Below are 19133 nucleotides of genomic sequence, written 5' to 3' on the forward strand. Positions count from 1 at the left end.
CCGGGCGGCCGCGGTGCGGTCACACTGTATCGCCATGCCGGCGTCGAACGGGAGTGCCGGTGCGGCGCGCGGGGAAGCGGGCGGCCGCTCAGGCGTGCAGTGCGTCGTTCAGGGCGGTGGATCCGCCCTCGCGGGCCAGCACCTCGACGCCGCCGTCGAGCGAGTTGCGCCGGAAGAGGAGTTTCGGCACGCCCGAGAGCTCGGAGGCCTTCACCGAGCGCGGGCCGGTCTCGCCGGGCATGAGCACGCGCACCTTGGTGCCGGCCGTGACGTAGAGGCCGGCTTCGACGATGGAGTCGTCGCCGAGGGAGATGCCGATGCCGGCGTTGGCGCCGAGGAGGACCCGTTCGCCGATGGAGACGCGGTGCATGCCGCCGCCCGAGAGGGTGCCCATGACGGAGGCCCCGCCGCCGATGTCGCTGCCTTCGCCGACGACGACGCCCTGGGAGATGCGGCCCTCGATCATGGCCTGGCCGAGGGTTCCGGCGTTGAAGTTCACGAAGCCCTCGTGCATGACCGTGGTGCCGGGGGCGAGGTGGGCGCCGAGCCGCACACGCGAGGCGTCGGCGATCCGTACCCGGTCGGCGGGCGCGACGTAGTCGGTGAGCCTGGGGAACTTGTCGAGGCCGGTGGGGTGGATGCCGGCCCGCTGCAGCACGGGACGGCGCACCGCGAACTCCTCGGGGTCCATCGGTCCGGCGTTCGTCCAGAGCACGGTCGGCAGCTGGGCGAAGATCCCGTCGAGGTTGATCGTGTTCGGGCGGGCGAGCAGGTGCGAGAGCACATGCAGGCGGAGGTATGCGTCGGGGGTGGACGCCGGGGCGGCATCCAGATCGATCTCGACGGTGACGAGCTCGGTGCGCACGTTCCGCCGCGAGTCCATGCCGGTCTCCTCGTCGAGGCGGTCGGCCGGCAGCGCTTCGGCGGATCCGAGCGCCGGCGCCGGGAACCAGGCGTCGAGGACGCGGCCGTCGTGGGTGACGGTCGCGAGGCCGCGTGCGGCGGCGAGGCGTGCGGCGGCTGGGGTGTCGCGGGGCTCCGGCATCCCTCAACCGTACAATGGGCAGATGCCCGACGCGCCCGCCTCAGCCCTCCGGCCGCTCGATCTCGGCGAGGGGGTCGTGGAGATCAGCCGGCGCCTCGTCGACGTGCCCTCGGTCTCCGGCGACGAGGCATCCCTCGCCGACCTCATCGAGGCGGCGCTCGCCGGCGCGGAGCATTTGGAACTCGTGCGCGACGGCGACGCGATCGTCGCCCGCACCGGGCTCGGCCGGCCCGTGCGCGTCGTGATCGCCGGCCACATCGACACCGTGCCGATCAACGGCAACGTGCCGGGCGAGATCCGCACCGTCGACGGCGAGGAGGTGCTCTGGGGGCGCGGCTCGGTCGACATGAAGGCCGGCGTCGCCGTGCAGCTGAAGCTCGCCGCCGAGCTCGTCGCCCCCGCCGTCGACGTCACCTGGATCTGGTACGACCACGAGGAGGTCGAGGCGAGCAAGAACGGCCTCGCCCGGCTCGCGCGCACGCGCCCCGAGCTGCTCGCCGGCGACTTCGCGGTGCTCGGCGAGCCGACCGCCGGCGAGGTCGAGGGCGGCTGCAACGGCACCTTGCGCGTCGTGCTGACCGCGCGCGGGCGGCGGGCCCACTCGGCCCGCGCCTGGATGGGCGAGAATGCGATCCACGCCCTCGCCCCGGCCCTCGAACGCCTCGCCGCCTACGAACCGGCGACGATCGAGGTCGACGGGCTCGCCTACCGCGAGGGGCTGAACGCCGTCGCGATCGGCGGCGGCGTCGCCGGCAACGTCATCCCCGATCTCGCGACGCTCACCGTGAACTACCGTTTCGCACCCGACAAGACGGCCGCCGAGGCCGAGGCGCGCATGCGCGAGCTCTTCCCCGAGTACGAGCTCGTCGTCGACGACGCCTCCGAGGGGGCCAGGCCGGGCCTCGACGCCCCGATCGCGCAGGAGTTCCTGCGGGCGGTGGATGCCGTGGCGCGGCCGAAGTACGGCTGGACCGACGTCGCCCGGTTCAGCGCCCTCGGCATCCCGGCGGTCAATTTCGGCCCGGGCGACCCGTCGCTCGCCCATGCCGACGACGAGCGGGTGCCGTCGGCTCAGATCGAGCACTGCGAGCGGGCGCTGCGGGCGTGGCTGATCGGGGGGTAGCCGTGGACGGCGCCGGTCCGGGCTCCACGAGGGTGGGGCGGGATTCATGGCGGGTGCGCCTGCGGCTCGTGCCGTGGTGGATGCGGGTGCTCGCCGTCTTCGTCGGAGGCCGGGCGGTCTCCACGGTGCTCGTGCTCGCGCTGGCGAACGTGCAGGGGGCGAATCCGTGGACGGCGGCGCGGCCCGACTACTGGTCGTTCGCGAATCTGTGGGACGCCCGCTGGTTCCAGCTCATCGCGTACTGGGGGTATCCGTCCGAGCTGCCGCTCGACGATGCGGGGCACGTCGCCGAGAACGCCTGGGCGTTCATGCCGGTGTATCCGTTCCTCGTGCGGATCGCGACCCTCACCGGTCTGCCGTGGAACGTCGCCTCGGTGCTGGTCTCCGTCGCCGCCGGGCTCGGGGCGGCACTCGTGCTGTACCGGCTGATGACGCGGTTCCTGGATGCCGGGCAGGCCCTCTTCACGGTCGTGCTCTTCTCGGTCGCGCCGGTCTCGGCGATCATGCAGTTCGGCTATGCCGAGGCGCTCAGCTACCTCTGCATCGGCCTCGCCCTGCTCTTCCTCGTGGATCGGCGCTACGCCCTGATCTTCCCGGTGGTGGCGGTGTGGTCGGTGACGCGGCCGGGGGCGCTGGCCTTCGCGCTCGCGCTCGGCTTCCACTTCCTGCTGCGGCTGCGCCGGCGCAGGGTGGATCCGTTCCCGGCCCGCGAGCGGTGGCTGCTCGTCGCGCTCGGCCTCTTCACGGCCGTCGCGGGCCTGGCCTGGGCGGGGATCGCCTGGGCCGTGACCGGGTCGATGACGGCATACACGGACACGGAGCTGGCCTGGCGGGCCGCCTACATCGGGCCGGGGGAGCTCGCGCCGTTCACCCCCTGGTTCACCTCGGCGGACTGGTGGCTCGGGCAACCGCTCGGCACGGTCGCCGTCATCGCGCTCGTCATCGCCTTCGCGCTGCTGCTGGTGACGCCGTGGGTGCGCCGACTCGGCCCGGATCTGCGCTTCTGGTTCGTCTCGTACGGGCTCTACCTGCTCGCGGTGTTCTTCCCGCAGTCGAGCGTGTTCCGGATGCTCTCGCCCATGTTCCCGATGCTCGGCGCGCTCGCCGTGCCCCGCTCGAGGGCCTTCCGCGTCGCAGCCGTGGTCGTCTCGATCGCGCTGCAGCTCGGCTGGCTCATGCTGTGCTGGGCGGTCGACGGCCGCGATTGGACGCCGCCGTGACCCCCATACCAGGGGTGGTGATGCTTCGGTAGTGCTGAACGGTTCCGTTCATCGCCGGTGGGCTTTGTCGTTCATCCACAGCTCGGCTCCCGATTTCCCGGCGGCAGGCGGGATGGCGGATAATAGAACCCTCGCAGCCACGAAAGGGGTATTCAATGGCGGCCATGAAGCCACGCACCGGAGACGGACCAATGGAGGCCGTGAAGGAGGGTCGCCTCATCATCGTGCGCGTTCCTCTCGAAGGCGGCGGCCGGCTCGTCGTCTCGGTGAACGATGCTGAGGCGAAGGAGCTCTACGACGTCCTCGGGGGCGTCGTCGGCGCCGCCTGACCCGAGCGATACCGGCAAGCGGCCGAGAGCATGGTGCTCTCGGCCGCTTCGTCGTCCTCGTGGGCCCGGCGCGTCAGACGCCGAGCTTGACGATCTGCAGGAGGCCGTCGCCGGCGGGGGAGACGGCGGTGGCGACCGCGCTGGATGCGGCGAGCTCGGCGATGAGGGTGCGGAAGGCGGTGGCGGCCTCGTCGCGGCGGGCCGGATCGGCCACGCGGCCCTTCCAGAGGGCATGCGCGACGAGCACCGTGCCCCCGGGCTTGGCGAGACGGAGGCCGTGCTCGACGTACTCGATGACGGCCGCCGGGTCGGCGTCGACGAAGACGAGGTCGTAGCTCGCCTCGTTCATCCTCGGCAGCACCTCGGCGGCGCGGCCGGCGATGAGACGGATCCGGGCCGGCGGGATGCCCGCGTCGGCGAAGTTCTCCCGGGCATGCTGCTGGTACTCGGTCTCGGCGTCGATCGAGGTCAGATGCACGCCCGGCACGGTCTGCAGCATCCACAGGCCCGAGACGCCGACGCCCGTGCCGACCTCGATGACGGACTCGGCGCGCACGGCGGCGGCCATCACGGCGAGCTGTGCGCCGACCGCGGGGGAGACGGCGTCGATGCCGAGCTCGAGCGACTGCTGCGCCGCGCGGGCGATCCCCTCGCTCTCGACGACCGCCTCGTCGACGTACTTCCAGTTCAGGTCATGGTCCGACATCAGGGCTCCCCGGGAATCTGTCAACGCCCCAGCCTACGTCGCCGCATCCGCCGCGATCGCCGCGCCTCGCCGCCCGGCTATCCTTGAGGGGTGTTCGGTGGTCTGACGTTCGACAAGCTCCTCCTCATCGGGGTGATCGCCGTCTTCCTCATCGGCCCCGATCGTCTGCCGCACTACGCCGCGCAGCTCGGACGCCTCGTCCGCTCCCTGCGCGACCTCGCGAGCGGTGCGAAGAACCGGATGCGCGAAGAGATGGGCCCCGAATTCGACGAGGTCGACTGGCAGCAGCTGGATCCGCGCCGCTACGACCCGCGGCGCATCATCCGCGACGCCCTCTCGGATGCAGACCCGTTCGCCGAGCCCGGCGCGCCTTCGATCGGCCGCTCCGCACAGGCGACGGCCGCCCCGGCGACCGCTTCGGGATCCCGCCCGGAACCGCTCGCCCCCGGAGAACCGGCACCGTTCGACGCCGAAGCGACCTGAGCGGCCGGCTCAGCGACGGCGGATCGCGCGCAGCGCACTGGCGAGCAGCACCATGAGGGAGGCGAGCGCCGGATAGTCCCGACCCTCCCGCGCGAACGGCAGCACGCCCGTCATCGCCGAGATCGTCACCGGCTCGACGAAGCGCAGCAGCCCCTCGGGGCCGTTCCGACGCCCGAGGCCCGACTGCTTGGCCCCGCCCATCGGCGCATCCACCGAGGAGAAGCTCGCCCGGTAGCCCTCGTTGATGTTCACCGAACCCACCTCGAGGCGGTCGGCGATGCGCTGGGCGCGGCGCACCGAGCCCGAGAGCACGGCCGCGTTCAGCCCGTACTCGCTGCGGTTCGCGGCGAAGATCGCCTCTTCGTCGTCCTCCGTGAGGTACAGGGAGGCGATCGCGCCGAAGGTCTCCTCCGCGTAGACGGTCATCTCGGGTGTGACGCCGGTGAGGATCGTCGGCTCGAAGAACCACGGGCCGATGTCGGGTCGCGGCCGGCCGCCGACGAGCACCGTCGCACCCTTCGCGAGCGCATCCTCCAGGTGGGCGGTGACGCGCTCCAGCTGCTTCGCGGAGGCCAGCGAGCCGAAATCGGCCGAGTAGTCGTGCGCCGAGCCGAGCGTCGCGTGCCGGAGCCGATCCACCAGGGCCTCCGTGTAGGCGCCGGCGACCTTGCGGTCGACGTAGATCCGCTCGACCGAGACGCACAGCTGCCCCATGGCGGCGAAGCACGCGTATGCGGAATCGGCGGCCGCGGTCGCCGGATCCACATCGTCGGTGACGATCATCGCGTTCTTGCCGCCGAGCTCGAGGGAGGCGCCCACGAGGCGACGCCCGGCCTTCTCGGCGATGCCGCGGCCGGTGGCCGTCGACCCCGTGAAACAGATGTAGTCGGCCTCGTCGGTGAGGCTCTCGCCGACCTCGCCGGCGGTGCCGCACACGACCGCCCATACGGTCTCCGGAACGCCGGCGTCGATGAAGGCACGCCGCAGCGCCAGGATCGAGAGCGCCCCCTGATCGTCGGCCTTCTGCACGACGGCGCAGCCGGCCGCGAGCGCCGGGATGACATCCATCGCCGCAAGGCTCAGCGCATAGTTCCACGGCGTCACGACGCCGACGGCCCCCTTCGGGCGGTAACGGACGCGCGTGGAGACGACCGTCGGCACTCCGGCACGCCGGCGTCGGCCCCGGAGCACGCGCTTGGCCGAGAGGGCGTTGTAGCGCGTCACCATCGCCGCGCAGAACACCTCCTCGAACGCCTGCCCGCGGGTCTTGCCGCTCTCGAGCTGGATGAGGTCGAGGAGGTCCTCGTCGCGCTCCAGGATGAGGTCGTGGGCGCGCAGCAGGATCTCGCGACGCTTCGCGAAACCGGCGCGGGCCCACGCGAGCTGGGCGAGCCTCGCCCGCGCGAAGGCGTCGCGCACGTCATCCGCGCTGGACTGCGGCAGCTCGTGCAGGGTCTCCCCCGTGGAGGGGGTGGGCACGGGGATGCGCGTATCGCCCGAGGCGACGACGTCGTCGGCGAGGTCTGCGAAGCGGGCTGTGGCCTGGGACGGGGCTGGCATGCGCACAGTCTAGGACAGCCGACCCACTCCGCCACGAGTCGGGATAGCATGCTCGGCATGGCCGCACCGGAGCGCACCCGAGCGCGTACCCCCGCCGCCGGCGCCCTGCCGGCCGGAACGATCGCCCGCTACGCGATCGGCTCGCTCGGCACCGGCGGATTCGCCACGCTGCCCGGCCTCGTCCTCGTCTTCTACCTGACCGACACCCTCGGCGTCTCCCCGCTCGCCGCCGGCATCGTCGTCACCGCCGCGAAGGTGTGGGATGTGCTCATCGATCCCTTCATCGGCGTCGCCAGCGACCGATCGCTGGTGGTCCGCGGATCGCGCCGGCCCTTCATGCTCACCGGCGCGATCATGCTGCCGCTCGCCTTCCTCGCGACCTTCGCCGTGCCGGCAGACACCCCGCCGGCGGCCGCCGGGCTCTGGGTCGCCGTCGCGTTCCTCCTCACGGCGACCGCATTCAGCCTCTTCCAGGTCCCCTACATCGCCCTGCCCGCCGAACTCAGCGACGACTACGACGAACGCACCCGCCTGCTCACCTGGCGCGTCGTCGTGCTCTCCATCGCGATCCTCCTCTTCGGCGCCGGCGGGCCGGCCCTCCGCGACCTCGGCGGCGACGAATACGCCGGCTACCTCGTCATGGCGCTCGTGGCCGGCCTCGCCATCGGCGCCGGGATGCTCGTGGCCGCGACGACCGCGAAGCGGACGGATGCCGGGCCGGGGCCGGTGCGTGCGGCATCCGCACCCCGCGCCGCGATCCGCGAGGGGTATGCCGCCGGGCTCGCCGCCCTCCGCCGCAGCGGCGCCTTCCGCACGCTGCTCGCCGCCTTCGTGCTGCAGGGCCTGGCCACCGGCCTCATGCTCGCCGGCGCGAACTACGTCGCCGTCTGGGTGCTGCACTCCGATGCGGCGCTCACCTTCCTCTTCGTCGCCCTCATCGGACCTGCCGTGCTCTGCGCGCCGCTCTGGGGGCTCTTGGCCGACCGCATCGGCAAAGAGCGCGCCTTCGCCGCGGCGAGCGTGCTGTTCGCGCTCGCCGCGGCGAGCCTCACCGTCATGCTGTGGGCCCCGGGCGCCTGGGTGTACGCGCCGATCGCGCTCGCCGGCGCCGCGTACGCCGGCATGCAGTCGATGCCGATGGCGATGCTGCCCGACGTCATCTCGCACGACGCCGAACGGCACGGCCCGGGCCGCGCCGGCGCCTTCGGAGGCGTCTGGACGGCGGGGGAGACGACCGGCATGGCCCTCGGCGCCACCGTGCTCACGATCGTCCTGGCCGCCACCGGCTACCTCGAGTCCAGCGGCGGCACCGAACTCTCCCAGCCCGACTCGGCGGTCGCCGGCATCGTCGTCGCCTTCAGCATCGTGCCCGCCGTGCTCGTCGGCCTCAGCCTGCTCGCCCTGGCCCGCTACCCGCTGCGGCGAGCCGACATCACCACCCGGCCCGGAACGGAGAGCCCCCGCCCATGACCACCCCGCCCATGACGACCCCCGACGAAATGCTCGCCCGCCTCGAACGCCTCCGCGACGCCGACGCCCCGACCCACGGCGGCCGCGTGCTCTCCTACGTCTACGACTCCGGCCGCGCCGAACTCGACGAACTCGCCGCCCGTGCCGCCCGCCTCGTCCAGCCCGTCAACGGCCTCGACCCGACGACCTTCACCTCGGTCGCCGTCATGGAGTCCGAGGTCATCGGCTTCGCCCGCACCGCCTTCCACGGCGACGACGACGTCGTCGGATCCGTCACCTCCGGCGGCACCGAGAGCTGCCTCCTCGCCGTCAAGGGCGCCCGCGACGCCTGGCGGGCCGCCGGCGGGCAGGGCACCCCCCGCCTCCTCGCCCCGACGACCGTGCACGCGGCCTTCCACAAAGCGGCCCGCTATTTCGGGCTCGAGCTCGACCTCGTGCCCGTCGACCCCGCGAGCGGCACCCCGTCCATCGACGCCGTGGCCGAACGCCTCGGCGACGACGTCGCCCTGCTCGTGGCGAGCGCCCCCTCGTATCCCGTCGCCGCCCTCGACCCCGTCGTCGCCCTCGCCGAACTCGCCGCCGCGCGCGGCATCGCCCTCCACGTCGACGCCTGCATCGGCGGCTTCGCACTCGCGTTCTGGCCGGAGGAGACCCCGCTGTGGGACTTCCGCATCCCGGGCGTCACGAGCCTCTCCGCCGACCTGCACAAGTACGGGTACGCGCCCAAGGGCGTCTCGGTGCTGCTCACCCGCGGCCGCGACCGCCAGCGCCGCCAGTACTTCGCGACCACGGAATGGCCCGGATACCCGGTCGTGAACCCGACGATGACCGGCTCGAAGCCGGCCGGGCCGCTCGCCGCGGCCTGGGCCATCGCCGGCACCCTCGGGGCGGCCGGATTCGCCGAGCTCGCCGGCGAGACCGCCCGTGCGACGCGTGCCGTGCGCGGGGCCGTCGATGCGATCGAGGGCCTCCGCGTCGTCGGTGAACCGACCGGGCCGCTGCTCGCGGTCGCGTGCGACGAGGCGTGCGAACCGGCATCCCGCGTCGACCCGCACCATTGGGCCGATGCGGTGCGCGAAGCCGGCTTCGTGCTGCAGCTGCAGCCCGGCCTCGCGCAGGCCGACGGCACCCGCCTGCCGCACACGACCCATCTCACGATCACGCCCGTGACCCTCGGGGTGCTTGGCGAACTGCTGCCGGCGCTCGCCGCCGGCGCCGACCGGGTGCGGGGCGTGCCGCGCGTCGACCCGCAGGCGGTGCTCGGTGAGCTGCTCGCCGCAGCCGGCGGCGGGGCGCCCCTCGACCCTGCGGTGCTCGCCGGCGCTCTCGATTCCGACTCCGCGTTCGCGCTCCTCACGGCCGCCGGCCTCTTCGGCGCCGGCGGAGCGCTGCCCGATCGCCTCGCGCCCGTGCTCGCGCTCGTCGAGGCGCTGCCGGCAGCGGTCACCGAACGGCTGCTCGTCGAACTGCTCGCGCGCGTCGTCGAGCCGCGGAGCGCGTAGCGCCGCTCAGCGGGTGCTGACGCCGAGCGAGCGGCCCTGCAGGGCGCGGGGCCGGGCGGCGATGCGTTCGGCGAGGGCGCTGATGGCGACGGCCGCCGGGTCGGCGGGGTCGGCGATCACGACGGGTCGGCCGGCGTCTCCGCCCTCGCGGAGGGCGAGGCTCAGCGGGATCGAGGCGAGCAGTTCGACGGGGTGCTCCTGCGATTCGGAGAGGCGCTTGGCGACCTCTTCGCCGCCGCCGGAGCCGAAGAGCTCGAGCACGCCGCCGCCGGGCTGGGGGAGCCCGGCCATGTTCTCGACGACGCCGATGACGCTCTGCCCGGTCTGGCGTGCGACGACGCCGGAGCGTTCGGCGACGTCGGCGGCGGCCGGCTGCGGGGTGGTGACGACGACGACCTCGGCGTTCGGCAGCAGCTGGCCGACGGAGATCGCGACGTCGCCGGTGCCGGGCGGCAGGTCGAGCAGCAGCACGTCGAGGTCGCCGAAGTAGACGTCGGTGAGGAACTGCGCGATCGTGCGGTGCAGCATGGGGCCGCGCCAGGCGACCGCCTGCGAGGCGGCGCGCTGGCCTTCGGGCACGTCGAGGAACATCCCGATGGAGATGACTTTGACGCCGTAGGCGACGGGCGGCAGCATCATGTCGCCGACCTTCGTCGGCTTGGGCGCGGTTCCGTCGTCGGCGGCGAGGCCGAACAGGCCCGGGATCGAGAAGCCGTGCACGTCGGCGTCGATCACGCCGACCTTGAGGCCCCGTTCGGCGAGGGCGACGGCGAGGTTCGCGGTCACGGTGGACTTGCCGACGCCGCCTTTGCCGCTCGTGATCGCGTAGACGCGGGTGAGCGAGTCGGGGCCGTACGGGATGCCGCGGGCGACCTTCGTGCCGCGCAGCCGCCCGGTGAGGGTCTTGCGCTCCTCGGGGCTCATGACGCTCACGGCGATGCGGGCGTTGCCGTCGCCGACGACGCGTTCGGCGGCCCGGCGCACATCGCGTTCGATGCGGTCGGCGGCGGGGCAGCCGACGATGGTGAGCTTGATGCCGACGTCGACGGTGCCGTCGTCGGCCTCGCTCACGTCGCCGACCATGTCGAGTTCGGTGATCGGGCGGCGGATCTCGGGGTCGATGACGGTCGCGAGGGCCCCGCGGACGCGACGTTCGAGCTCGCTGGCCTCGGCGGTCTCAGCTGCGGGTTCGGGCATGGTCGTCCTCCTCCTGGGATTCGGATTCGTCGCGTTTGTCCATCTCCTCGAGGAGGGAGCGGAGCTCGGCGCGAATGAAGTCGCGCGAGGCGAGGTCCTTCATCGCGAGGCGGAGGGCGACGACCTCGCGGGCGAGGTATTCGGTGTCGGCGAGGTTGCGTTCGGCGCGCTGACGGTCCTGCTCGATCTGCACGCGGTCGCGGTCGTCCTGCCGGTTCTGGGCGAGGAGGATGAGGGGCGCCGCGTAGGAGGCCTGCAGCGAGAGCACGAGCGTCAGGGCGATGAAGCCGTAGTCGGCGCGGTCGAACTGCCAGTCGGCCGGGGCGAGCGTGTTCCACAGCATCCACACCGCGACGAACAGCGAGAGCCCGAAGAGGAACCAGGGGGTGCCCATGCCGCGCGCCACGAGTTCGGTGAAGCGGCCGAAGCGGTCGTTGTCGTCGCCGCGACCCCGTCCGAGCCCTTTCGGGGTGTCGAATCGACGTTCGGGCTGCTCAGCGCGCGCCATGTCCTGCCCTCCTTCCGGGGATGGGGATGCTTCCGGTGGTCAGCGCGGCACGGGCGGCCGCGCGTCGTTCGGCGTCGTCGTCGGGATGACTTCGCCAGTCCTCGGGCAGGAGGTAGTCGAGCACGTCGTCGATGGTCACGACGCCGACGAGGCGGTGCTTCTCGTCGACGACGGGCACGGAGACGAGGTCGTAGCTGGCGAGGATGCGGCTGACCTCGGCGGCGGAGGTGTCGGCCGTGACGGGGTCGAGGCCCTGGTCGATGAGGGTGCCGAGGCGCTCGTGCGGCGGGTAGCGCAGCATCCGCTGGAAGTGGACGACGCCGAGGAATCGGCCGGTGGGCGGCTCGTACGGCGGAAGCGTCACGAAGACGGCGGCGCCGAGCGCCGGCGGCAGGTCGTGGCGGCGGATGAGGGCGAGGCCCTCGGCGACGGTCGCGTCGGCCGAGACGATGATGGGCTCGGGCGTCATGAGGCCGCCGGCGGTGTCGGCGGGGTAGGCGAGGAGGAACCGCACATCGTCGGCCTCCTCCGGCTCCATGAGTTCGAGGAGGTGCTCGCCGCGTTCGGCGGGCAGCTGCGCGATGAGGTCGGCGGCGTCGTCGGGCTGCATGTGGTCGAGCACGTCGGCGGCGCGTTCGTCGCCGAGGGCGACGAGGATCTCGATCTGCGCCTGCTCGGGCATCTCTTCGAGCACGGTCGCCAGGCGATCGTCGGGCAGTTCTTCGGCGACGTCGCGGCGGCGCTGCTCTGGTAGGTCGAGCATGGTGCTCGCGAGGTCGGCGGGCTTCAGCTCGGAGTAGGTGGCGATGAGCTGCTCGGCCGGTTGCGACTGGCCGGGGGCGGATGCCTCGCGCACCTCTTTCCAGGTGACGAACGCCGTCGGCGCCTTCGCGAAGGGCGAGCCGGTCGGCTTCGGGCGGCGCACGAAGAGCTGGCCGACCTCCCAGACGCCTTCGCTCTTCTCCTCGATCGCGACGTCGTCGACGACGGCGGTGCCGCTGCCGTCGTTGAAGGAGACGGTGCGCCCGAGCATTTCGGCGATGACGCGCACCTCGCCGCCGCGCTGCTCGAAGCGGCGGATGTTGATGAGGCCGGTCGTGATGACCTGGCCGGCGCCGATCGAGGTCACCCGGCCGATGGAGAGGAACACGCGGCGTTTGCCGGGGATCTCGACGATGAGGCCGACGACGCGGGGCGGGTCGGATTTGCGGTACACGACGAGGACGTCGCGGACCTTCCCGACCCGGTCGCCTGCGGGATCGAACACCGCGCAGCCGGCCAGTCGGGCGACGAAGACTCTCGTTGCACTCACACGTCAAACCTAGTGGTCCGGCCCTGGAATCAGGCTGGTACGGGGGTGGCCGTGGGAGAATGGCGCCGTGAGCAATCCCCGGCCGATGGGCGGACGCGCCGCCCGAGTCTTCCCCACGCTGCCGAGCGGCGAGGACGTGGCGACCTTCGAGAGCTACGAGGCCGCGCAGGGCGCCGTCGACCGGCTCGCCAAGGCCGAGTTCCCGGTGAAGTCGATCGCGATCGTCGGCAACGACCTCACGAGCGTGGAGCGCATCACGGGCAAGATGAGCTGGGGGCGCGCGGCCGGCGGCGGGGCGCTGACGGGCGTCTGGCTCGGCACCTTCATGGGTCTGCTGCTGTTCATCTTCTCGCCGACTCCGGCGGCGGCCGGCATCCTCATCTCGGCGATCCTCATCGGTGCCGGTTTCGGCATGGTCTTCGGCCTCGTCTCCTATTCGGTGAACCGTCGCCGGCGCGACTTCACCTCGACGATGCAGGTCGTCGCGCGCAGCTACACGATCCTCGCCCCGAGCGAGCTGGCCGCCCGTGCCCGGAACGTCCTCGGCACCGAGGGCACGATCCCGCGCCCGGCGGCGTCCGGCCCGGCCCCGGATGCGTCCGGCCCGGCCCCGTCGGGGCCTGCCCCGGTGGATGCTCCGGCCGCGCCGCCGCCCGGAGCCCGCACCTACGGTGAGGCGCTCGACGAGGCGCGTCGCGCGGCCCGATCCGGCGCGGCCGCGACGCCGGAACCGCAGGTACCTGCCGCGGCGGCTCCGGAAACGGCCGCCGAGCCGCCGGCGTCGGGTTCCGGCCCCGAGGGCGAGGGGCCGGCCGGCGACGCCGATCGCGGATCCCGCGACTGAGCTTCGTCGCGGAGGCGCCCATCGGGCACCCGGCGGGCGCCCGGGAACCGCGGGGCGTCCTCCCAGGGCGGCTTCCTAGGCTCGATGCATGGCGCAGCACCCCGGTCGGCCCGACGAACCGTTCCGAGGCGAGCCCGGCGGCACGCCCGGCTCGGAGCTCGAACGCGACATCGTGAGCGCCGAAGACCCCAGGCGGCCCATCCGGCGCTTCCTCGCCGGCATCCGCCGCCGTATCGGCCGCAGGCCGCTGCTCCGACGCGCCTACCGCATCGCGGTCGCCGTGCTCGGCGGCGGCATCGCGCTCATCGGCATCCCGCTGATCCCGTTGCCCGGCCCCGGCTGGCTCGTCGTCTTCCTCGGCCTCGCCGTCCTCGGCACCGAGTTCTCGTGGGCGCGCCGTCTCGCGGCGTTCGCGAAGCGGCAGCTCGCCCGGTTCTGGGCGTGGTGGCGGGCCCGCCCGCGCCGCGCCGCCGACCCCGCCTGAGGGCCCGCAGACGACGACGCCCCGGCCGCCGCAAGGGCGAGCCGGGGCATCCACGGCGTCGCCGGTCGAGTAGCGCGAAGCGCGTATCGAGACCCTCCGCATCCACCGACGGGTCAGCGGGCGCCGCGCACCCAGGCCTCGACCGCCTCGACCGTGCGCGGGATGCCCGCGGACAGGTTCCGGGCGCCATCGGCCGTGACGACGATGTCGTCCTCGATCCGCACCCCGATGCCGCGGTACTCCTCGGGCACCGTGAGATCGTCGGGCTGGAAGTAGAGGCCGGGCTCGATCGTGAAGACCATGCCCTCCTCGAGCACGCCGTCCATGTACAGCTCGCGGCGGGCCTTCGCGCAGTCGTGCACGTCGAGCCCGAGGTGGTGGCTCGTGCCGTGCACCATGTAGCGGCGGTGGTACTGCGCGTCGGGCTCGAGGGACTGCTCGGCCGTGACCGGCAGGAAGCCCCACTCGGCGGTCCTGCGGGCGATGACGGCCATCGCCGTCGCGTGGATCTCGCGGAACACCACGCCGGGCTTCACGATCGCGAAGGCCGCGTCGGCGGCCTCGAGCACGGCCTCGTACACGCGCCGCTGCACGGGCGTGAAGGTGCCGTCCACCGGGAAGGTGCGCGTGATGTCGGCGGTGTAGTAGCTGTCGCGCTCGACGCCGGCATCCAGGAGCACGAGCTCGCCGGGCACCACGGGGCCGTCGTTGCGCGTCCAGTGCAGGATCGTCGCGTGCGCGCCGGCGGCCGCGATCGAGCCGTAGCCGACGTCGTTGCCGTCGAGACGGGCGCGGGTGGCGAACACACCCTCGATCACGCGCTCGCCGCGGGCCTCGGCCGTGACGCGCGGCAGGGCGGCGAGCACCTCGCCGAAGGCGGTGCGGGTGCTGTCGACGGCGGCCTGCATCTCGGCCAGTTCGTAGTCGTCCTTGACGAGGCGCAGCTCGGCGAGGAACTCGGCCAGTTCGGCGTCCGGCTCGTGCTCGCTGCCCGGCTCGAGGCCGAACGGCGCATCCTCGGCGTTGTCGCTCAGGGCGACCTCGGTCGCGAAGCGCGCCCTGGCGCGATCCACTCGCCCCGTGATCGCCTCGTCGGCCTCGCGCAGCACGACGGCCGTCGTGTCGAGTTCGTCGACGAGCGCGTCGAAGGCCGAGAGGTCGCGGGTGTCGAGCCCGAGGTCGGCGGCGACATGGGCGAGGGAGGGGCGGGGGCCGATCCAGAACTCGCCGATCGCGGCGTTCGCGTAGAACTCCTCGGAGTCGCGGCCGGCGCGCTCGCGGAAGAACAGCGTCGCACGCGCCACGCCGTCGACATCGCCGTCGATGACGAGCACCGCGCCCGGCTCGGAGTCGGATCCCCAACCGGTCAGGTGGCTGAACGCGCTGTGCGCGCGGAACGGGTAGTCGGTGTCGTTGGCGCGCTGCTTCATATCGCCGGCGGGGACGATGATGCGCTGCCCGGGGAAGCGGGCAGCGACCCGGCGGCGGCGCTCGGCGGCGAACGCGGCGACCTCGCGGGCCGGCGGTAGCGCCTCGTCGCGCTCGGCCCAGTCGCTGGAGATATAGGCGCGGAAGCCGTCCGACTTCGGCGTCGTCGAACGGTTCGCGTTCGGGTCGACGGGGGTCTCGGCGGGGGCGGTCTCGGTGGTATCGGCCATGGACGTATTGTCCCACCGGAACATGCGAGCGCGCTGCCCGCCGGAATATGCGAGCGCGCTGCCCGCGCGTGGTCGGGCGGGCGCGGGCGCCCCCGGCATCCGCTGCGGGATGCCTCAGCCCGCGCGGACCAGGCGCGCCACGACCGGCCGGTGGTCGCTGCCGGCGTCGTCGTAGGCGCCGACCACCTCGAAGCTCGTCGCCCGCCACTCGGGGCTCGCCAGGACGTGGTCGATCGGGCTGCCGAGCAGCTTCGGCAGATCCGTCGGCCAGGTGCCGAGGCCGGCGGCGCCCGCCGCATCCGCCGCATCCGCGCACCGGCCGAACTGCCCGCCGTCCACGCCCCGCCCCGCGAAATGGTCGATCGTCGCGTTGAAATCGCCCGCCATGACGACCTCGCCGGCAGAGCACTGCTCGGCGAGCCAGTCGAGGTCGCTGCGCCAGTTGCGCATCTCCCAGCGGATCGGGGCGACCGCGTGCACGGCGACGATCGTCGGCCCCTCGCCGTCGACCGGCGCGGCCACGACCGTCGGCAGCGTGTTCGTGTTGCCCGGCGGGCCCGAGCCCTCGGCCGAGACGACCTCGTAATCGCCGAGCTCGGGGGAGATCAGCAGCGTCGTCGACCGTGCCTTCGCGATCTCGTCGAACGCCGTCGTCCATACCCACATCGGCGAACCGGCCTCGCGCATCTCGACCGCGATCTCCTCGCCGAGGGCCTCCGTCGTCTCCGGCAGCACGACGACGTCGGCGCCGGAGTCGACGGCGAGCCCGGCGATCACCTCGGCCGAGGGAACCTCGCCGAGCGTGTTCCACGAGAGCACCGTGAGATCGGACGGCGCCTCGGCATCCGCACCGCCGATGCCGCGGACGCCGAGCACGGCAGCGTTGCCGAGGGCCGACGCGGCGAGCACCGCCGCCATCGCACCCGCGAACACGCGGAACCGGCGCGCGAGCGCGATCGCCGCGAACACGACAGCGCCGGCCAGCGCGGCGGCCGCGGCGACGCCGCGCAGGGCCACGACATGCGCGAAGACCCACTCGTTCTGCAGCCCGGCCGCCTGCGGCCAGACGAACAGCGCCGCCAGCAGGGCGGCGGCGATGACGACGACGGTGCCGAGGATACGCAGAAGCACCTCTCCAACCTAGGGCGTGCGGGCGGTGCGAAGCCTGGATGCCGCCCATGCGGACGCTCTACGCTGGAAGGATGCCACGAGCCACGGCCCCGATCGGCGAGGCCGACCTGCACACCCACTCCACCGTCTCCGACGGCACGCAGCCGCCGGCCGGACTCCTCGCCGAAGCCGCCGGCATCGGGCTCGGCGCGATCGCCCTCACCGACCACGACTCGACCGCCGGCTGGGCCGAAGCGGCCGCCGCCGTGCCGGCCGCAGGGGTCGCCCTCATCCCGGGCATGGAACTCTCCACCCGCGACGGCTGGGCCACCGTGCACGTGCTCGGCTACCTCTTCGACCCCGCCGACGCCGAACTCGGACGCGAGACCGCCCGCATCCGCGAATCCCGCCTCGGCCGAGCCGAATCCATCGTGCGCCGCATCGCCCGCGACTACGAACTCGACTGGGCCGACGTCCTCGCCCAGGCCTCCGAAGGGGCGACCATCGGCCGCCCGCACATCGCCGACGCCCTCGTCGCCCGCGGGCACGCGCCCGACCGTTCGGCGGCCTTCGACGGCATCCTGCACCCGAGGAACGGGTACACGGTGCCGCACTACGCGCCCGACCCCGTCACCGGGGTACGCCTCATCCGCGCCGCCGGCGGCGTGCCCGTGCTCGCCCACCCCGGCACCCGCGACCTCGTCCACCTCATGGACGAGCCGCGTCTGGCCGAACTGGCGGATGCGGGGCTGTTCGGGCTCGAGGTCGACCATCCCGAGAACCGCGAGGAGCTGAAGCCGCGCCTGCGGCAGCTCGCTGCCCGCTTCGGGCTCGCCGTCACCGGCTCGAGCGACACCCACGGGGCGGGCAAACCGAACCGGCTCGGCCAGCACCGCACCCCTGCCGAGGTCGTCGAACGGATCGTCGCCGAGGGGCGGGGGAGCGAGCCGGTGCTGCCGTAGGCGGGGTCGCGGCTGCGCGGATGCGGATCCCCGGCTGCGTCTGCGCGGCTCGCACGCGGCCGGGCGCCGGGGTCAGGCCTCGGCGCCGCCCTGGGACGATTCGGCCGACTGCGACGCGCCGGAGCGGCCGCGCCCGCCGCGGCGACGGCGGCGTCGCGGCGCGGCATCGCCCTCGCGTGCGGGGGCGTCGCCGGCCGGCTCGGACGGGCGCTCGGCCGAGGCGGACTCGGCCGCGGGCCGCTCGGAGCGCGATCCGGCATCCGCACCCGAACCGTCGGCCTGGCCGCCGCGCGTGCGGCGACGCGTCCGCGAGCGCGCCGGGCGCTCGCCCTCGGCGCGCGGCTCGCGCGCGGGGGCCTGCGACTCGGCCTTGGGCTTCGGCTTCAGCCGGCCCTTCGTGCCCTCGGGGATGCGGAGCTCCGCGAAGAGGTGCGGGCTCGAGGAATACGTCTCCACGGGCTCCGGCTGGCCGAAGTCGAGCGCCCGGTTGATGAGCACCCACTTGTGCAGATCGTCCCAGTCGACGAAGGTCACCGCGATACCGGTCTTGCCGGCGCGGCCGGTGCGGCCGGCACGGTGCAGGTACGTCTTCTCGTCGTCGGGGATCGTGTGGTTGATGACGTGCGTCACATCGTCCACGTCGATGCCGCGGGCGGCGACGTCGGTGGCGATGAGGATCTCCTTCTTGCCGGCCTTGAACGCGGCCATCGCGCGCTCGCGCTGATCCTGGTTCAGGTCGCCGTGCACGGCGGCGGCGTTGAAGCCGCGCTCGTTCAGCTCGTCGACGAGCTTTGCGGCGGCGCGCTTCGTGCGGGTGAAGATGACCGTCTTGCCGCGGCCCTCGGCCTGCAGGATGCGGGCGATGACCTCGTCCTTGTCGAGGGCGTGCACCCGGTAGACGATGTGCTCGATGTTCGCCTGCGTGAGGCCCTCGTCGGGGTCGCTCGCACGGATGTGCACGGGCCGCGACATGAAGCGGCGCGCCAGCGCCACGATCGGGCCCGGCATCGTCGCGGAGAAGAGCATCGTGTGGCGGGTGGCCGGGGTCTGCGCGAACAGCTTCTCGATATCGGCGAGGAAGCCGAGATCGAGCATCTTGTCGGCCTCGTCGAGCACCATCTCCTGCACGTCCTTCAACGACAGCAGACGCTGGCCGGCGAGGTCGAGCAGGCGCCCGGGCGTGCCGACGACGATCTGCGCGCCGGCCTTGATCTGCTCGATCTGGCCCTCGTACGCCTTGCCGCCGTAGATCGAGACGATCTTCGTCGGCCGGTTCGAGGTCGCCAGCTCCAGATCCTCGCTCACCTGCACGGCGAGCTCGCGCGTCGGCACGACGACGAGCGCCTTGACGCCGGGCTCGGGATCGTCGCCGAGGCGCTGGATCAGCGGCAGGCCGAACCCGAAGGTCTTGCCCGTGCCGGTCTTGGCCTGGCCGATGATGTCCTGCCCGGAGAGGGCGAGGGGGATGGTCTGTTCCTGGATGGGGAAGGCATCGACGATGCCCTTCCCGGCGAGGGCGTCCGTGATGTCGGAGGCGACGCCGAGTTCGGTGAACGTGGTCAAAAGTATGCTGCCTGTCGGATTCGATGGGGTGCGCCCCGTCTCAACCCCAGGCGCACG

The 19133-nt window shown here is 73.0% G+C and carries 18 protein-coding genes; 9 read left to right on the forward strand and 9 right to left on the reverse strand.

Features of this window, described 5'->3' with window-relative positions; genetic code table 11:
• Positions 1-88 precede the first annotated feature (88 nt).
• Positions 89-1045, reverse strand: coding sequence for a 2,3,4,5-tetrahydropyridine-2,6-dicarboxylate N-succinyltransferase (dapD, locus tag G127AT_RS13375; protein WP_210897672.1), 957 nt, complete (start codon positions 1043-1045; stop codon positions 89-91).
• A gap of 22 nt (positions 1046-1067) precedes the next feature.
• Here dapD and dapE point away from each other — a divergent pair, with 22 nt between their 5' ends.
• The 3 genes from dapE to G127AT_RS13390 all read left to right on the forward strand — a co-directional run bounded on the left by dapE (position 1068) and on the right by G127AT_RS13390 (position 3717).
• On the forward strand, positions 1068-2168 hold the full coding sequence (gene dapE, locus G127AT_RS13380; protein WP_210897674.1) for a succinyl-diaminopimelate desuccinylase: 1101 nt from the start codon (positions 1068-1070) through the stop codon (positions 2166-2168).
• 32 nt (positions 2169-2200) lie between these two features.
• Positions 2201-3388, forward strand: coding sequence for a hypothetical protein (locus G127AT_RS13385; RefSeq protein ID WP_244857587.1), 1188 nt, complete (start codon positions 2201-2203; stop codon positions 3386-3388).
• 155 nt (positions 3389-3543) lie between these two features.
• On the forward strand, positions 3544-3717 hold the full coding sequence (locus G127AT_RS13390) for a DUF3117 domain-containing protein (protein WP_076490128.1): 174 nt from the start codon (positions 3544-3546) through the stop codon (positions 3715-3717).
• 73 nt (positions 3718-3790) lie between these two features.
• Here the strand turns inward: G127AT_RS13390 and G127AT_RS13395 are convergent, their stop codons facing one another.
• Complete coding sequence (locus G127AT_RS13395; protein ID WP_210897676.1) at positions 3791-4423, reverse strand: O-methyltransferase; 633 nt, start codon at positions 4421-4423, stop codon at positions 3791-3793.
• 90 nt (positions 4424-4513) lie between these two features.
• Here G127AT_RS13395 and G127AT_RS13400 point away from each other — a divergent pair, with 90 nt between their 5' ends.
• Positions 4514-4906 carry a twin-arginine translocase TatA/TatE family subunit gene (locus tag G127AT_RS13400; protein WP_210897678.1) on the forward strand — a complete coding sequence of 131 codons (393 nt, stop codon included), beginning with the start codon at positions 4514-4516 and terminating at the stop codon, positions 4904-4906.
• A gap of 9 nt (positions 4907-4915) precedes the next feature.
• On the opposite strand, the gene G127AT_RS13405 is transcribed toward G127AT_RS13400, so the two are convergent.
• Positions 4916-6466 carry a succinic semialdehyde dehydrogenase gene (locus tag G127AT_RS13405; RefSeq protein ID WP_210897680.1) on the reverse strand — a complete coding sequence of 517 codons (1551 nt, stop codon included), beginning with the start codon at positions 6464-6466 and terminating at the stop codon, positions 4916-4918.
• 57 nt (positions 6467-6523) lie between these two features.
• Here G127AT_RS13405 and G127AT_RS13410 point away from each other — a divergent pair, with 57 nt between their 5' ends.
• Both G127AT_RS13410 and G127AT_RS13415 read left to right on the forward strand, forming a co-directional pair.
• On the forward strand, positions 6524-7936 hold the full coding sequence (locus G127AT_RS13410) for an MFS transporter (protein ID WP_210897682.1): 1413 nt from the start codon (positions 6524-6526) through the stop codon (positions 7934-7936).
• The gene (locus tag G127AT_RS13415; RefSeq protein WP_244857589.1) at positions 7933-9438 is read left to right on the forward strand and encodes a pyridoxal phosphate-dependent decarboxylase family protein; all 1506 of its coding nucleotides are present in this window, start codon (positions 7933-7935) and stop codon (positions 9436-9438) included. Before G127AT_RS13410 ends, G127AT_RS13415 begins: the two co-directional genes overlap by 4 nt.
• 6 nt (positions 9439-9444) lie before the next feature.
• Here G127AT_RS13415 and G127AT_RS13420 read toward each other — a convergent pair whose 3' ends face one another.
• The 3 genes from G127AT_RS13420 to G127AT_RS13430 are packed head-to-tail and all read right to left on the reverse strand — an operon-like array spanning position 9445 to position 12455.
• Positions 9445-10635, reverse strand: a complete 1191-nt coding sequence (locus tag G127AT_RS13420; protein WP_210897684.1) for an Mrp/NBP35 family ATP-binding protein — start codon at positions 10633-10635, stop codon at positions 9445-9447.
• Positions 10616-11143 carry a DUF1003 domain-containing protein gene (locus tag G127AT_RS13425; RefSeq protein WP_210897686.1) on the reverse strand — a complete coding sequence of 176 codons (528 nt, stop codon included), beginning with the start codon at positions 11141-11143 and terminating at the stop codon, positions 10616-10618. The genes G127AT_RS13420 and G127AT_RS13425 overlap by 20 nt, the downstream gene beginning before the upstream one ends.
• The gene (locus G127AT_RS13430) at positions 11130-12455 is read right to left on the reverse strand and encodes a magnesium transporter MgtE N-terminal domain-containing protein (RefSeq protein WP_210897688.1); all 1326 of its coding nucleotides are present in this window, start codon (positions 12453-12455) and stop codon (positions 11130-11132) included. The genes G127AT_RS13425 and G127AT_RS13430 overlap by 14 nt, the downstream gene beginning before the upstream one ends.
• 67 nt (positions 12456-12522) lie before the next feature.
• Between G127AT_RS13430 and G127AT_RS13435 the strand changes: the two genes are divergently transcribed.
• The gene (locus G127AT_RS13435; protein ID WP_210897690.1) at positions 12523-13299 is read left to right on the forward strand and encodes a YflT domain-containing protein; all 777 of its coding nucleotides are present in this window, start codon (positions 12523-12525) and stop codon (positions 13297-13299) included.
• An 88-nt stretch (positions 13300-13387) separates the two neighbouring features.
• Positions 13388-13783 (forward strand): TIGR02611 family protein, encoded by a 396-nt coding sequence (locus G127AT_RS13440; RefSeq protein ID WP_210897692.1) that lies wholly within the window; start codon positions 13388-13390, stop codon positions 13781-13783.
• Between the two features lie 113 nt (positions 13784-13896).
• On the opposite strand, the gene G127AT_RS13445 is transcribed toward G127AT_RS13440, so the two are convergent.
• Both G127AT_RS13445 and G127AT_RS13450 read right to left on the reverse strand, forming a co-directional pair.
• A complete protein-coding gene (locus G127AT_RS13445; protein WP_210897694.1) occupies positions 13897-15441 on the reverse strand; it encodes an aminopeptidase P family protein in 1545 nt (514 codons plus the stop codon).
• 114 nt (positions 15442-15555) lie between these two features.
• Positions 15556-16572 (reverse strand): endonuclease/exonuclease/phosphatase family protein, encoded by a 1017-nt coding sequence (locus G127AT_RS13450; protein ID WP_210897696.1) that lies wholly within the window; start codon positions 16570-16572, stop codon positions 15556-15558.
• A 71-nt stretch (positions 16573-16643) separates the two neighbouring features.
• Here G127AT_RS13450 and G127AT_RS13455 point away from each other — a divergent pair, with 71 nt between their 5' ends.
• Positions 16644-17513, forward strand: coding sequence for a PHP domain-containing protein (locus G127AT_RS13455; RefSeq protein ID WP_244857591.1), 870 nt, complete (start codon positions 16644-16646; stop codon positions 17511-17513).
• Between the two features lie 72 nt (positions 17514-17585).
• Here the strand turns inward: G127AT_RS13455 and G127AT_RS13460 are convergent, their stop codons facing one another.
• Positions 17586-19076 carry a DEAD/DEAH box helicase gene (locus G127AT_RS13460; RefSeq protein ID WP_210897700.1) on the reverse strand — a complete coding sequence of 497 codons (1491 nt, stop codon included), beginning with the start codon at positions 19074-19076 and terminating at the stop codon, positions 17586-17588.
• Positions 19077-19133 lie beyond the last annotated feature (57 nt).

Source organism: Agromyces archimandritae (genome assembly GCF_018024495.1).
Taxonomy (GTDB): Bacteria; Actinomycetota; Actinomycetes; order Actinomycetales; family Microbacteriaceae; genus Agromyces; species Agromyces archimandritae.